The sequence below is a fragment of the Kordia sp. genome (genome assembly GCF_965283645.1).
In the GTDB taxonomy this organism is placed as follows: Bacteria; Bacteroidota; Bacteroidia; order Flavobacteriales; family Flavobacteriaceae; genus Kordia.
The window spans coordinates 1,770,130-1,784,758 of record NZ_CBDIPG010000001.1 but is presented as its reverse complement, the minus strand read 5'-3'; the positions used below and the strand labels follow the sequence as shown (position 1 = coordinate 1,784,758).

General features: G+C 32.3%; 13 protein-coding genes. 7 read left to right on the top strand and 6 right to left on the bottom strand.

The window, feature by feature from the left end; genetic code table 11:
* Positions 1-13 precede the first annotated feature (13 nt).
* The gene (gene rsfS / locus ACQ654_RS07730; protein ID WP_046758792.1) at positions 14-385 is read right to left on the bottom strand and encodes a ribosome silencing factor; all 372 of its coding nucleotides are present in this window, start codon (positions 383-385) and stop codon (positions 14-16) included.
* A 94-nt stretch (positions 386-479) separates the two neighbouring features.
* Between rsfS and ACQ654_RS07725 the strand changes: the two genes are divergently transcribed.
* Positions 480-1,211 (top strand): biotin--[acetyl-CoA-carboxylase] ligase, encoded by a 732-nt coding sequence (locus ACQ654_RS07725; RefSeq protein WP_430409747.1) that lies wholly within the window; start codon positions 480-482, stop codon positions 1,209-1,211.
* Between the two features lie 218 nt (positions 1,212-1,429).
* On the opposite strand, the gene ACQ654_RS07720 is transcribed toward ACQ654_RS07725, so the two are convergent.
* Both ACQ654_RS07720 and pyrE read right to left on the bottom strand, forming a co-directional pair.
* A complete protein-coding gene (locus ACQ654_RS07720; protein WP_430409746.1) occupies positions 1,430-1,822 on the bottom strand; it encodes an SRPBCC family protein in 393 nt (130 codons plus the stop codon).
* 27 nt (positions 1,823-1,849) lie between these two features.
* On the bottom strand, positions 1,850-2,494 hold the full coding sequence (pyrE, locus tag ACQ654_RS07715) for an orotate phosphoribosyltransferase (protein WP_430409745.1): 645 nt from the start codon (positions 2,492-2,494) through the stop codon (positions 1,850-1,852).
* A gap of 7 nt (positions 2,495-2,501) precedes the next feature.
* Between pyrE and ACQ654_RS07710 the strand changes: the two genes are divergently transcribed.
* Positions 2,502-3,083 (top strand): NUDIX hydrolase, encoded by a 582-nt coding sequence (locus tag ACQ654_RS07710; RefSeq protein WP_430409744.1) that lies wholly within the window; start codon positions 2,502-2,504, stop codon positions 3,081-3,083.
* Between the two features lie 113 nt (positions 3,084-3,196).
* On the opposite strand, the gene ACQ654_RS07705 is transcribed toward ACQ654_RS07710, so the two are convergent.
* Positions 3,197-4,948: a M14 family metallopeptidase gene (locus ACQ654_RS07705; RefSeq protein WP_430409743.1), complete on the bottom strand. Its 1,752-nt coding sequence runs from the start codon at positions 4,946-4,948 to the stop codon at positions 3,197-3,199.
* Positions 4,949-5,130: 182 nt separating this feature from the next.
* Here ACQ654_RS07705 and ACQ654_RS07700 point away from each other — a divergent pair, with 182 nt between their 5' ends.
* From ACQ654_RS07700 to ACQ654_RS07690, 3 genes are all read left to right on the top strand, one after another.
* Positions 5,131-6,771, top strand: a complete 1,641-nt coding sequence (locus ACQ654_RS07700) for a SulP family inorganic anion transporter (RefSeq protein ID WP_430409742.1) — start codon at positions 5,131-5,133, stop codon at positions 6,769-6,771.
* 88 nt (positions 6,772-6,859) lie between these two features.
* Positions 6,860-9,073, top strand: a complete 2,214-nt coding sequence (locus tag ACQ654_RS07695) for a response regulator (RefSeq protein ID WP_430409741.1) — start codon at positions 6,860-6,862, stop codon at positions 9,071-9,073.
* Positions 9,063-11,243, top strand: coding sequence for an ATP-binding response regulator (locus ACQ654_RS07690; protein WP_430409740.1), 2,181 nt, complete (start codon positions 9,063-9,065; stop codon positions 11,241-11,243). The genes ACQ654_RS07695 and ACQ654_RS07690 overlap by 11 nt, the downstream gene beginning before the upstream one ends.
* A gap of 162 nt (positions 11,244-11,405) precedes the next feature.
* On the opposite strand, the gene coaD is transcribed toward ACQ654_RS07690, so the two are convergent.
* Entirely contained in the window at positions 11,406-11,864 is a 459-nt protein-coding gene (gene coaD, locus ACQ654_RS07685) for a pantetheine-phosphate adenylyltransferase (protein WP_430409739.1), read from the bottom strand.
* Between the two features lie 35 nt (positions 11,865-11,899).
* A complete protein-coding gene (locus ACQ654_RS07680) occupies positions 11,900-12,880 on the bottom strand; it encodes a D-alanine--D-alanine ligase (protein WP_430409738.1) in 981 nt (326 codons plus the stop codon).
* Between the two features lie 122 nt (positions 12,881-13,002).
* Between ACQ654_RS07680 and ACQ654_RS07675 the strand changes: the two genes are divergently transcribed.
* Together ACQ654_RS07675 and ACQ654_RS07670 are read left to right on the top strand one after the other, a co-directional pair.
* Entirely contained in the window at positions 13,003-13,587 is a 585-nt protein-coding gene (locus ACQ654_RS07675) for a PASTA domain-containing protein (RefSeq protein WP_430409737.1), read from the top strand.
* Positions 13,587-14,627, top strand: a complete 1,041-nt coding sequence (locus ACQ654_RS07670; protein ID WP_430409736.1) for an RluA family pseudouridine synthase — start codon at positions 13,587-13,589, stop codon at positions 14,625-14,627. The genes ACQ654_RS07675 and ACQ654_RS07670 overlap by 1 nt, the downstream gene beginning before the upstream one ends.
* The last annotated feature ends 2 nt before the right edge of the window (positions 14,628-14,629 follow it).

The window sequence follows — 14,629 nt, the reverse complement described above, 5'->3', positions numbered from 1 at the left end:
GAAAATGTAATTTTTAATAATTTGCTTGAATAGTAGTCACTTTAGCATCTCCCCAAAGTCCTTCTATATCATAAAATTCACGGATGTGTTTTTGAAATACATGAACAACTACATTCACGTAATCCATCAATACCCATTCTGCATTGTCCGCACCTTCAATGTGCCATGGTTTGTCTTTTAATTCTTTACTAACCATTTTTTGAACAGAACCTACAATGGCATTTACTTGTGTATTAGATGTACCATTGCATATTATAAAGTAGTCACAAACTGTATTTTCTATTTCTCGTAAATCCAAGATAGTGATATCATTTCCTTTCACTTCTTCTATCCCTTTTACGATGCCCGTGATCAATTGATCCGTACTAACCTCAGTTTTCGTCATTCAATTATTTGTATTTTGTACAAAAGTATTACTTTTAAATGTTATTTATAACACCATTATCATAAAGAATACTTAAAGAATTTTTAAATATACAATGAAAATAATCAAACTTGATGCCATTGACTCCACAAATACCTATTTACGTCAGTTGAGTAACACCGAATTACTGGAAGATTTCACAATTGTGATAGCAGATTCACAAACAGCTGGTAAAGGACAAATGGGCACAACTTGGAGTACTGAAAAAGGCAAAAACCTTACGTTTAGTGTCTTTAAAAAGATTTCTTGTTTGGACGTTGATGAAGGTTTCTATATTAGCATGGCAACTTCACTTGCTATTTATAATGCGCTAACAAATTTTCATATTCCTAAATTAGCAATTAAATGGCCTAACGACATTTTGTCAGAGAGTCAGAAAATATGTGGAATTTTAATTGAAAGTGTCATACAAAATAGCAAAATGACAGCCGCAATTATTGGAATTGGTTTGAATGTGAATCAAACAACGTTTGAAATTGGTATAAATGCTTCTTCATTAAAAAAAATAACTGGAATTCATTTTGATTTAGATGAAGTGATGTTTCAAATTACAAATCAATTAAAAAAGTATTCCCGTTTGATTACTGATCGATCTTTTGATATATTGAAAACGGAGTACGAATCGTTGTTATTTCGAAAAGATAAACCTTCAACGTTTAGAAAATTAAATGGTGATTTTTTTATGGGATTTATTCAAGGTGTTGATGAAGATGGAAAACTGATTGTTTTGTTAGAAGATGAAATTGTGGAAACTTTTGATTTGAAAGAGATTAAGTTGATGTATTAAATCGCTTTGCTCAATTCAAAAATTTAAAGATTCAATGATTTAAGGTTTTGGTTCGTTTCGCGTTGAGTGTTAATAATCTAGCGGTCTGTTCGCGTGAATCTGCGCCGCAAATTAGTATCGAGAAGTACTTAGAATCCTTTATTTAATTCAAACAAAAAAAGCCAAACAATGGTATCATTATTTAGCTTTTCAGTAGGTGTTTTTAGTAAAATTTACGTTTACAGTTTGCCCATATTTTCAGCAAGCGTATTGATAAATTTTCCAATTGGTCCTTTTATCATCATTGCCATCATAGGATTAAAATCTCCTTCAAAAGCTAGTTGTGCTTCACTTTTTCCAGGTTCTAATTCCTTAATATTTCCTATAAGAGTAAATGGTAATTTATCAGATGCAGCTCCTAAAACAACTTGGTTTGGAGGTGTACTTTCTTTTAATTTTAATACAATTTCTGGCATTCCTTTTAATGCAAAAAGAAATTTTCCTTCGGCTAAAACTTCGAATTTACTAATGCTTTCTGGCATTAATTTTTCAAAATTCTCAACATTTGTCAAAAAATCGTAAAGTTCTTGGGGCGATTTTGCTACGGTAACTTTTGAGCTTTCTAAATTCATCTATTATTTTTTATTTGGGTATTCTAATCAATTTGCGTTCCAATTTGAAGGATCTTTTCGCCAATCTTCTAACGTTTCTAATTCGGCAGACGTTATATAATTAGTATCTAAAGCTTGCTCAAGTAAGTTTTCGTAATTGCTCAATGTATTCAATTGTACATTTGCATTTTCGAAGTTTTCTTTCGCAATATCAAAATTATACGAAAAAATAGCCACCATTCCTTTTACATTTACTGCTGCTTCTTTCAACGCTTTTACGGCGTTTAAGCTACTTTTTCCCGTACTTATCAAATCTTCTACGACAACCACATTTTGACCTTTTTGGATAAAACCTTCAATTTGGTTTTGTCTTCCGTGCTTTTTAGCTTCTGGCCGCACATATACAAATGGAAGTCCTAAATATTCGGCTACTAAAATTCCAATTCCAATAGCGCCAGTAGCTACACCAGCAATAACATCGGGTTTTCCGTATTCTTTTTCAATATGTTTTGCGAATTGTTCTCGTAAGTAATTCCGAATCGGTGGAAACGACAACGTAATTCTATTATCACAATATATTGGAGATTGCCAACCAGAAGCCCATGTAAAAGGTTCTTGCGGTTGTAATTTAATTGCGTTAATTTGCAATAATAATTCGGCAGTCTTTTTAGCTGTATTTTTATCAAAAATCATAATGCAAATGTATAAAGTTTTTATCAATGAAAAGCTTATTATTCTATCAAATGAAATAAATAAGCATGAAATTTCCGACACTTTTTTATTGAAAGACGTTGATTTCGAGTGGCTTATTGGAAAAATGACTTCTAAAAAATTAGACAAAGCGATCCTTTATCACGATAAATGTGATGAAATACTACCATTATTAGCTACAAAATTGCCTTTGGTTGAAGCCGCTGGCGGATTGGTGAAAAATGAAAATAATGATGTTTTATTTATTCTTAGAAACGGAAAGTGGGATTTGCCGAAAGGAAAAACAGAAAAAGGAGAAGATATCAAAGAAACTGCTATTCGTGAAGTAGAAGAAGAAACTGGTGTGAAAGGTTTAACGATTACAGATTTTATTACAAAAACCTATCATGTGTTTAAACGCAACGGTGAATATCGTTTAAAATTAACACATTGGTACACTATGCGCACTGAATATGATGGCGAATTGTTTCCAGAATTTGAAGAAGATATTGTTGAAGTTGTGTGGAAAAACGAAGCTGAAACTACGGAAGCACTTCAAAATTCATATGAAAATATAAAATTACTATTTTAATTAAGATTCTTAAATTATTAGATTTTTAGAATAAAAAACTGAGTATTGTTTCCATAGATGATTTGGTATCAAGGAAATATTTTTTTCACATCGAGCTGATGACGAGATATAAATTACTTCAAAATCCTAAAAATAGGATAACGCATGTGTGCTTTTTCGTAATGATCAGATTTTTTGTAAATCCAACGTAATTGTTGTGATGCGCTATTCGTGAATTTTTCATCGGAAGCTTTCAGTTCGTTAAACTCCTTTTGCCATACAGCATTATTTGCCAGTAACTCTTTGGCTTCATCTTCAAAAACATACGCTGAGAATCCTTCTTTTTGTTGTAGAATAGTATCAAAAAAGTTCCAATTAAAGAACGAATCTACGGCTTCAGGCTCTAAGGTTTCCAATAAATATCGAAACGCAGTTTGATTTGTCTGTACGATAAAATCTCCTTCAGTAAACCCAATATTTTGTGCCGTTTTTTTTACTTCCGTGTTGTAATGAGTATAATGACCTTCATACGGATTTGTATAGGTTTTGAAATCTTTAATATAATATGTTTCAACTGAAATAATTGTATCTTTTTTGAGTGTTGTCATTGCTACATTATTCAATTGTAAAAGCTCAATAATATCATGCCAACCTTTCGGAATTACATATGCTTTTGGAACAACAACTTCTTTTTTTGATTTAAAATAATTTGAATACGTAACTTCTTTCGTAAATGGTTTTGTTGCATCGTACTGCAAGCGTTTTTGACCTGTTAAATCACTTTCAATAAAATGACCTTCATATCCTTTAAAATTTAATGTTGTTGTATTGTTTTTATCCAATTCCCATTGTACAGGATACGTTTTAGCATTTACAAAAGATGTATGTGTTTTTGCACGAATTGATTTAATGTCTTTGTGATGTTTTGTTTCAATATTTTCAATCAACGCATCCATTAATGCATACGTTCCTTCTACACGTTGTTTATACGGTTTTAGCATGTGTGTTTCCACCATTAAACCAAGTGTGTTAAACAAAGTTGTGTAGCCAGTAGAATATCTTGGAGAATCCATAAATTGCGAAAATCCAGCTTCTGGTGTGCTACCAAAAACATTTACATACGGCGTAATGTCCCAATTATTCTGTTGCAATGTTTTCTCCAAATCTGGCATCATTGTTTTGTGTAAAAAGTTGCCAGCTTCATGCCCTAATTTATTATGTTGTGTAAATAAATGTGTCAATGTATATTGATAATCCGCACCATTACTCACATGATTGTCTACAAAAACATCAGGTTGTACTTTATGAAAAATTGTTGCAAAGGCTTTTGCGTTTCGTGTATCAGATTTTATAAAATCACGATTTAAATCATAGTTTCTAGCATTTCCACGGAAACCATACGCTTCTGGACCATTTTGATTAGCTCTTGTACCCGAATTACGATTCAAGCTTCCGCCAACATTATATACAGGAATTGCAGTTATTACAACATTTTTAGGTGCTTTTTTTGTTCCGTTTGCCAAATCTCTAAATAACATCATGGTAGCATCTATTCCATCACTTTCGCCAGGGTGAATTCCATTATTTATTAATAGAACTGTTTTTTCTTTTCGAATCGTATCAAAATCAAAATTCCCATCAGGAGTAAACGTTACCAAATGTAGTGGTTTGCCCGAATCTGTATTCCCAATCGTTTCCAACTGAATTTGAGTGTAACTGTCAGCTAAATTTTCATAATAGTTAATTACTTCTGGATACGTTGGTGTTTGTGTTCCGCCAGATTTTTCAAATGTAGTTGTAAAATCAAAGGTGTTTTTTGAATCTTTTTGTTCAGAAGTACACGCAAAAAATAATGTAAAAGAGCAAAGGAAAAGTAGTTTTTTCATGAAAATTGATTTTGGCTTTTCAAACTTAGTCAAAAAAATAGAACCTTCTTTTCTAAAATTTAGATAAAACCAACGAAATTAATTTTATTAGTTACAGTTCATACATCTAAAAACTTGTCAGTAGAAATAATAACTGTATTTTTGCCGCTTCTTATTTTTAAGAATTACAATAGCAAAGAATTATGACTGAGTTTATTAGAAAGAGAGCGGCGAATGCCAAAAATGATATTTTAAGTGGATTAACAGTTGCGTTGGCATTAGTGCCAGAAGCGGTTGCTTTTGCCTTTGTAGCCGATGTTCCACCAATGGTTGGATTGTATGGAGCATTTATGATGGGATTAATTACAGCTATTTTTGGCGGACGCCCAGGAATGATTTCTGGAGCTACAGGAGCCATGGCAGTTGTAATGGTGGCGTTGGTAAAAAAAGGAAACGCTTTCGGACTTGATGGCGGTATAGGAGAACAAGGATTACAATTTTTATTTATTACGTTATTAATGGTTGGAGTTATTCAAGCATTGGCTGGCGTTTTTAAGCTTGGAAAATTTGTCCGATTGATTCCACATTCCGTAATGATGGGATTTGTAAACGGTTTGGCTATTGTAATTTTTATGTCGCAATTAGCAATGTTTCCAAAAATCGCACCTGATGGTGTTACTATTTGGTCAGACGCTGGCGCTTGGTTTTCAGCACTCTTTAGCAATGCATCATTTTGGTTAATGTTCGGGTTGGTTGGATTAACCATGTTAATTATGTGGGGATTGCCAAAATTGACCAAAAAACTACCAGAAGCTTTGATTGCTATTATTGTAGTTTCTGCCATTGTAATTTTAGGAAATGTAGATGTTGCTACAGTAAAATCATTTATTGTTGAAGGAAGTAACGGAGCAGCTGACGGATTAAAAGGTGGATTGCCAGTATTTCAAACAGAAATATTTACAGCAGAATTATGGAGTTTTGAAGCGTTGCTAATGATGGCGCCTTATGCATTTATCTTAGCCGCAATTGGATTGATAGAATCTTTGATGACATTAAATTTAATTGACGAATTAACAGAAACACGTGGAAATAGTAACCGTGAATGTTTGGCACAAGGTGGCGCAAACTTTTTAAACGGTCTGTTTGGTGGAATGGGTGGTTGCGCAATGATTGGACAATCTATTATTAATATCAAAGGTGGTGGACGCGGAAGATTATCTGGAGTTGTAGCCGCATTGGCATTATTATGTTTCATCTTATTTGCATCTGGTTTAATAGAACAAGTGCCAATTGCGGCACTAGTTGGTGTCATGTTTATGGTCGTTATTGGAACCTTTGCATGGAGTAGTTTTAGAATTTTAAACAAAATCCCTGTAAGTGATGCCATTGTTTTAATAGCAGTTTCTTTAATTACCGTTTGGCAAGATTTAGCAATTGCAGTAATTGCAGGTGTTATAATTTCGGCATTGGTATTTTCGTGGGAAAACGCAAAACGTATTCGTGCTCGTAAAAAAGTATTGGAAGATGGAACTAAAGTGTACGAAATTTTTGGGCCATTATTTTTTGGAAGTATTCAAGCATTCAATAGTAAGTTTGATATAAAAAATGATCCGAATAAAGTAGTGATTGATTTTATGGAATCACGCGTTTCTGATCATTCTGCTTTGGAAGCAATTTTTAATCTAATAAAGAAGTACGAAACTGCAGGAAAAGAGTTACGTGTCAAACATTTAAGTGAAGATTGTAAGGCTTTAATGGTTAAAGCTTCTCCTAAATTAGCGAATGTGATTGAAGATGCAATTGATGATCCTAGGTATTACGTAGTAATGGATCCTGAGAACTAGTTGTTTACAAATTGCGTATCAAAAAAAGTTAGATTACACCGCTAATTTTTGTATCTTTTTCAGCAGATTTTTAGCCTACTCGCAAACCATGGGTACCATACGTGTGTTTTTATTATGTATTGTCTTTGTTTCTATATCGCATGGACAAATAAATCGTACCGTAGATAAAGATAGCATTATTAATTTGCACGCTATAGCGAAAGAATTGTCTTCAAAACGAAAATTTAATCAAGCACTTGCTTCCAGTCAAAAAGCCTTAAAACACGCTAATTTTATAGAAAATGATAGCCTTATTGCAGAAAGCTATCGCACGTTAGGAATTGTTTACATTCGAATGGAGTTTGGCGAACTTGCCATTGAAAATTATCGAAATGCAATTTCTTACTATGAACGATCAAACAATCAAAAAGGTTTGATGAAAATTTATAATAATATCGGTTATTATTTATTTAAACAAAAAAAGTACGAAGAAGCAGAAAAACAATTACGTCTAAGTTTAGCACTTTCAGAAAATTTTAGAGAAGATCTGAGTTCCATTTATCCAAAATATAATATTGGACAATTATATTTAGCACAAGAAAAGTATACTAATGCCGCTTCTTGTTTCAACAAAGTAATTGCGTATTGCGACACAAGTGCAACATATCCTATTTCTTCAAAAATATTACCAACAGCACATTATTTTAATGCACGAGTTTTAGCTGGGCAACAAAAAATAGAAGAAGCAATAACAGCTTATAAAAAGACGATTGCATTGTCAGATGAAAATGATACAGATTATTACGAATTGTTAGCATTATCGTATGAAGATTTGATCAAGATTTATAGAAAACAAAAGAACGAAGCCGCAGAATTAGAAGCTTTAGAAAAGCATATTTATTTCTATGAAAAGCATAAGCTAAAGGAGAAAGATAAAACGTTTGAAGAAATAATTCTCAAAAATGGAATTGAAGACTACGAAAGTCGTTTGGAAATTATTGAAGAAGAATTAAAACTAAAAGAAGACTTCATTGATTGGTATGATAAGCTGATTTATGCATTGATTGTAAGTTTGGTGATATTACTGTTATTTACAGGATTTTTCTACTTAAATCAACGATGGCGCATACGAACAAATGCTTTGTTAAGCGGACAAAACAGAGAGCTTTTTGAAGCTAAAAAGCAAATAGAAAATGTATCTAAAATTCGATCAAATTTCTTTTCATTAATTAGTCACGAATTGCGCACGCCTTTGTATGCAATTATCGGAATGACCAATTTACTATTGCTTGAAAAACCCGAAGAATATCAAGAACGATATTTAAAATCATTAAAATTTTCAGGAGAACATTTACTGGCAATCATCAATAATATTCTGCAAATGAATAAAATTGAAGCTAGTAAAATGAACACTGTTCAAGAAATAGTGGATTTAAAGAAAAGTATTCAAAATGTAATTACTTCAGTGAGCTTTCTTGTAAAAGAAAATAAAAACAAAATTGAAATTCAGTTTGATGAGCAAATTCCAGATCAATTGCTTGGTGATAGCTTAAAAATATCTCAAATATTATTCAACTTACTAGACAATGCCGTTCGGTACACATATGATGGAAATATTATACTTGCCATCACAAAAATTGGTGAAACGAGTGAACATGTGATGTTGAAGTTTTTAATAAAAGATGATGGTTTGGGAATTCCACAACAGAAAAAACATATCATTTTTGAAAACTTAGAAAAAGGAGTTGTCCTTAGTGAAGGCAATAATTATTTAGATTTAGGACTTGGATTAACAACGGTAAATAATTTACTAAGAGTACTAAAATCTAAATTGCACTTAAAAAGTGTATTGAATGAAGGTTCCGAATTTTATTTTCAGTTAGAGTTGCTCAAAGCAGTAGTTGAAGAAGTTACAGAAACCACATTTGAAGCAAAAGTATACGATTTTAAAGGATTGAACATTTTAATTGTTGATGACAATGCCGTAAATGGTTTATTAACTCAAAAAATATTAGAGCGCAAAAACATAGTAACCAAAGTTGTACACAGTGGATTTTCAGCCTTGGACATATTGGACAAGCAAGAATTTGATTTAATTCTGATGGATATGTTCATGCCAAAACTAAATGGTATTGAAACTATTGATAAAATTCGTGAAAACAACAACAACATTCCAATCATTTTATTAACTGCAATGGAAATTTCTGAAGCCTATGCAAAAGTTGTTGATACAGAAATTAGCGGCGTTATTAGCAAACCGTTTGAACCAGAAATACTATACGATAAAATTGATAATGTAATACGGTCGATACATGAAAAATAGCTGGAAACTACATATCATTTATTGTCTGTTAGCATGTATACCATTGTTTGCACAAGATGTAGACAAAGATAGTATCAGCGCCTTAAATGATAGTGCTTTTGAGCTGTCACGTGATTTTAGTTTTGGGAAATCAATATCAAACAGTTACAGGGCAATTTACAACTCAATCAACAATGATGATTATGAATCTTTAGCAAGTTCATACAACACGTTAGCCATTACGTATCATCGTATGAACTATTACAACAAAGCTGAAAAATATTATCAAAAAGCATTAGAAATTTACAAAACGTTTAACAACGAAAAACAAATAGTTTTACTGTATCAGTATTTAGCAGGAATTTCTTTAGATCGAAAAAACTACGGAAAAGTAGCAGCATACCTAAACATTGGATACGAATTGGCGTATAAAACTGGCGATCATGAAAATGTATTGGTACTTGATTGGATTCAAATAGAATTGTATCAAATAGAAGGGAAATATGCCGAAGTTGTAACACACGTTAGCCAAATGTATGAACGCATTGAAAAAGCATCAAATAAAGCTTTTTATATTGCACGAAAAAACTATTTAGGTTTTTTACTTGGTGATGCATATTACCATTTAAAGAACTATGAACAAGCACAAAAATTTCTAGAAAAACACATTAAAGATGAATATGTACATAGTAAAGATTTAGGAGTTTCATACATGCAATTAGCGGCTATATACAAGTCTAACGGTGAAATGGACAAGTACAAAGCGGCACAAATAAAATATCAAGAAAATCTGAAAAAACAATTAGATACTGATCATCAACAATTAAAAGATGAACTATTATCTAATTACAATTTAAATGAAGATAAATTTCAAATAGACGCTTTAGAGCAACGAAGTGAACGACAAAACGCAATTGTAAATCGTTCCAAAATTTTTGTAATTATCATCATCTTACTTTTATTAGTTTGTTTGGTTTTAGGTGCATTATTGATTAAAGCAATTTACAAGAAGATTAAAAGCAACAAGTTATTGCGCATCAAGCACAACAAATTGGAAGAAGCAAAGTTGAAAGCTGAAATGACGTCCAAAACGAAGTCAAACTTTTTCTCTATGATGAGTCATGAATTGCGAACGCCTTTATATGCAGTAACCGGAATTACACATTTACTATTAGAAGAAAACCCAAAACCATCACAAAAGCAATATCTAAAATCGCTAAAATTTTCAGGTGATCACTTATTATCATTAGTAAACAATATTCTTCAGGCAAACAAATTAGAAGATAATACAATTACCATTGGTGCGTCTACATTTAATTTAAAAACAAATATTGATAACATTTTAAAATCGTTCGATTTACTAATAAAAGAGCGAGAAAACAAATTACACATTGCGTACGACACAGAAATTCCAGAATTATTAGTAGGTGATAGTTTAAAAATATCTCAAATTTTAATAAATCTAATTAGTAATGCAATCAAATTTACAAAAGGCGGCACAATTCGGTTAAGTGTTGAAAAAGTTGAAGAAAATTTAGAAGATATATTGCTACATTTCTGTGTACAAGATACTGGAATCGGAATTCCGAAAGAAAAGCAAGAAAAAGTATTTGAAATGTTTTCTCAAAACTATGATGCAATCAATGAAGAATATCAAGGTTCTGGATTAGGATTATCCATTGTAAAAAAATTATTGGAAGTTTACAATAGTGATATCAAACTTGAAAGTGAAGAAGATAAAGGAACAACATTTACATTTGATATTCGTTTTCCGAAAACAACAGAAGCGGTTACTACAATTGGTGAGTTTGATTTAGATGGCGTTGATTTCAGTCACTTAAAAATGTTGGTAGTTGATGACAACCGAATCAATCAAATGCTAACGAAGAAAATTCTATCTACAAAAAACATAACAACAGATATTGTTGCTGGTGGAGAAGAAGCGATCGAAATTGTAAAAGAAAATAATTACGATGTTATACTAATGGATATTCATATGCCAGAAATGGACGGTTACCAAGCTACAAGAGCCATTCGAAAATTTAACAAAGAAGTTCCAATTATAGCATTTACGGCAGTTTCTTTAGATGATAGTTTTCACAAAATAATCAACTCAGGAATGAACGACATGATTCTAAAACCATTTGTAGCATCGCAACTATTTACATTGATTTATAAACATATGAAGTGATTAATGTAAAATGTAAAAGCGTCAGATTGAGTGAAAAATGAAGAAGTATTTTTTGTATCGAGATCTAGTTTGTTACAATGTTAATATCGAACAAGGAATATTGAATGTTAAATGTTGAATGTTAAAATTGTAAAGAAATTACAAATGTAAAAACTTTTCTTACTAACTCACAACACGAACACTCTCAGGGACTAACAACGTATAATCTCCATTATTTCGAATTACTTCTCTAACAATAGACGACGAAATATACGAAGTGCTTGCGGCGGTTAACAAGAAAACAGTTTCTACAGGAGCCAAATCACGATTGGTATGTGCAATTGCTTTTTCAAACTCAAAATCAGCAGGATTTCGAAGTCCACGCAAGATAAAATCAATATTATTTTTTTCGCAAAAATGAACTGTCAAACCTTCATACGTCACAACTTTTACTTTGGGTTCATCTTTAAACACATCTTCAATAAACTTCTTACGTTGTTCCAAGCTAAACATATATTTTTTAGCTGCATTGACACCAATGGCAACAATAATTTCATCAAATAATTTTACACCACGTTTAATAATGTCGTAGTGTCCTAACGTAATCGGATCAAACGATCCAGGAAAAAGTGCTCTTTTCATGTATGTAAAATTTCGTGATAGTCTGTAGCAAGTTACTACTTTTTAGACAAAGCCAATTCAACGGCATTTCCGAACAAATCGGGTAATGAAATTCCAGCAATAGTTGCTTGTTGTGGCAAAATGCTTTCTTCGGTCATTCCAGGAACCGTGTTCACTTCTATTAAATAAGGTTCAGTACCTTTAAAAATAAATTCGCTTCGTGAAAAACCTTCCATTTTTAAAATTTGATAAATTTCTTTGGCAAGCTTTCTAACATTAGCTTCCATTTCTGGAGAAATACGTGCTGGAGTAATTTCTTGCGATTTCCCTAAATACTTTGCTTCGTAATCAAAAAAGTCGTTCTCAGAAACAATCTCTGTAATTGGTAAAACGGTAATTGCACCTTTATAATTAATCACACCAACAGAAACTTCTACACCATCTAAAAACGATTCAATAATTATTTCATCATCTTCCTTTAGTGCAATTGCAACGGCATTTTGTAATTCCTCAATTTTATGAACTTTGGAAATTCCGAAACTACTTCCTGCTTTGTTCGCTTTTACAAAACACGGCAAACCAACTTTAGCTACAATTGCTTGTTCGTCAATTGTATCACCAGCATTCAAATAATAAGAAGTTGCACACTTAATTCCGTAAGGTTTTAATGTTGATAGCAAATCACGTTTATTAAACGTCAAAGCCGCTTGATACATGCCACAACTCGTATGCGGAATTCCTACTAACTCTAAATATCCTTGTATATAACCATCTTCGCCTGGCGTTCCGTGAATGGCATTAAACACACAATCAAACGTAATTTTTATGTCGTCAATCACAACAGAAAAATCGTTTCTATCAATAGGAAATTCTTTTTCATCGGTAGTAACACAAACCCATTTATCTTTAAAAATGTGAACTTTATACACATTATAAATTGTATTATTCAAATGTTTATAAACTACACTTCCAGTTTTCAGTGAAATGGCGTATTCGCTGGAATATCCGCCCATTATAATGGCTATATTTTTCTTCATTCGGATAAGAAATAACTCAAATAAACGTTATCCAAACGAAAGTAAATCTATTTGTGGACAAATCAAAGTAGAATATTAGGAATAATAGTATGTATATTTGTCCCATAAAACCGTTTTAATAAATGAAATTTTTAAAGTTTTTAATATCAAAAGAATTCTTAAAGCAACTAGGTTTGGCGTTGGGAATACTAATTGTCATTGTTTTTTTAACGATGCAATGGTTGAGTTATTCTACGAATCAAGGCGATTTTAAAACAGTTCCTGATTTAAGTAAACTTTCGTTTGAAGATGCAAAAGCAAAATTAGCTGAGAACGATTTAAATTATATGTTGCAAGATACATCAAACTACAATCCTGATTATCCTGCATTTTCTGTCATTGAGCAAAGTCCGATAGCAGGTGAAAAAGTAAAAGAAAATAGAAAAATATATCTAAAAATAAATCCTTCCAAATATCGTGAAATCACGATTCCGTATGTAATTCAAATCACAAGAAGAACAGCAGAATCAACTTTAAATGCAGTTGGTTTTGGAGTTGAAAAAGTGACATACAAAGACAATATCGGAAAAGATATGGTATTAGGATTGCAATATAAAGGTGAACCAATAAAGCCAGGGCAAACACTTCCTAAAACGTCAAAAGTTGAATTGATATTAGGAAACGGAAAACGTCCAGGAAGTAGTTCCAATGAAGAAAACGACGAATAATGCAGGAGCATAATTTTCCACAACCACAAGAAGAATCAGACGAATTATACGAACATTATTCGTTTACTGCCGATAAAGGACAACAACCACTTCGAGTAGATAAATACTTAATGAATTTCATTGAAGGTGCAACGCGAAACAAAATTCAGCAAGCCGCCAAAGATGGAAACATTCATGTAAATGACAACCCCGTAAAATCAAATTACAAAGTAAAAGGCAATGATGTTATCAGAGTATTATTTGAGCATCCGCCATATGAAAATTTATTAGTTGGAGAAGATATTCCAATTGATATTGTATATGAAGATGATGATTTATTGGTTGTAAATAAACCTGCCGGAATGGTCGTACATCCGGGACACGGAAACTATTCAGGTACGTTAATTAATGCATTGGTGTATCACATTGAGAATCTTCCAAAAAACTCAAACGAACGTCCAGGATTGGTACATAGAATCGATAAAGATACCAGTGGTTTATTGGTCGTAGCCAAAACGGAAGAAGCTATGACGCATTTGGCAAAACAATTTTTTAATAAAACGTCGGAGCGTATTTATCACGCGTTAGTTTGGGGAAATGTTGAAGAAGATGAAGGAACGATAGAAGGAAACATCGGACGTCATCCTAAAAACAGACTTCAAAACACTGTTTTCTTTGGTGATGATGCCGAAAAAGGAAAAGCGGCAGTTACACATTACAAAGTATTGGAACGTTTGGGATATGTAACCTTAGTTTCATGTCAGTTAGAAACAGGTCGTACACATCAAATACGTGTACACATGAAACATATTGGACATACACTTTTCAATGACGCACGTTATGGTGGCGAACGTATTTTAAAAGGAACAACCTTTACAAAATACAAGCAATTTGTAGACAACTGTTTCAAAATTTTACCGCGACAAGCCTTGCATGCAAAGACGTTAGGATTCATTCATCCAACAACAGGAGAGAAAATGAGTTTCAACTCAGAAGTTCCAGCTGACATTGCAACATGTGTGGAGAAATGGCGCAATTATGCCAAGCATACAGAAATGTAGAC

What these genes read in the sequence shown, in the direction of transcription:
- ACQ654_RS07720 (WP_430409746.1), bottom strand. Translation starts at nt 1,822, where the DNA reads ATGAATTTAGAAAGCTCAAAAGTTACCGTAGCAAAATCGCCCCAAGAA.
- ACQ654_RS07680 (WP_430409738.1), bottom strand. Translation starts at nt 12,880, where the DNA reads ATGAAGAAAAATATAGCCATTATAATGGGCGGATATTCCAGCGAATAC.
- ACQ654_RS07675 (WP_430409737.1), top strand. Translation starts at nt 13,003, where the DNA reads ATGAAATTTTTAAAGTTTTTAATATCAAAAGAATTCTTAAAGCAACTA.
- ACQ654_RS07725 (WP_430409747.1), top strand. Translation starts at nt 480, where the DNA reads ATGAAAATAATCAAACTTGATGCCATTGACTCCACAAATACCTATTTA.
- ACQ654_RS07710 (WP_430409744.1), top strand. Translation starts at nt 2,502, where the DNA reads ATGTATAAAGTTTTTATCAATGAAAAGCTTATTATTCTATCAAATGAA.
- ACQ654_RS07700 (WP_430409742.1), top strand. Translation starts at nt 5,131, where the DNA reads ATGACTGAGTTTATTAGAAAGAGAGCGGCGAATGCCAAAAATGATATT.
- ACQ654_RS07670 (WP_430409736.1), top strand. Translation starts at nt 13,587, where the DNA reads ATGCAGGAGCATAATTTTCCACAACCACAAGAAGAATCAGACGAATTA.
- coaD (WP_430409739.1), bottom strand. Translation starts at nt 11,864, where the DNA reads ATGAAAAGAGCACTTTTTCCTGGATCGTTTGATCCGATTACGTTAGGA.
- ACQ654_RS07695 (WP_430409741.1), top strand. Translation starts at nt 6,860, where the DNA reads ATGGGTACCATACGTGTGTTTTTATTATGTATTGTCTTTGTTTCTATA.
- ACQ654_RS07690 (WP_430409740.1), top strand. Translation starts at nt 9,063, where the DNA reads ATGAAAAATAGCTGGAAACTACATATCATTTATTGTCTGTTAGCATGT.
- rsfS (WP_046758792.1), bottom strand. Translation starts at nt 385, where the DNA reads ATGACGAAAACTGAGGTTAGTACGGATCAATTGATCACGGGCATCGTA.
- ACQ654_RS07705 (WP_430409743.1), bottom strand. Translation starts at nt 4,948, where the DNA reads ATGAAAAAACTACTTTTCCTTTGCTCTTTTACATTATTTTTTGCGTGT.
- pyrE (WP_430409745.1), bottom strand. Translation starts at nt 2,494, where the DNA reads ATGATTTTTGATAAAAATACAGCTAAAAAGACTGCCGAATTATTATTG.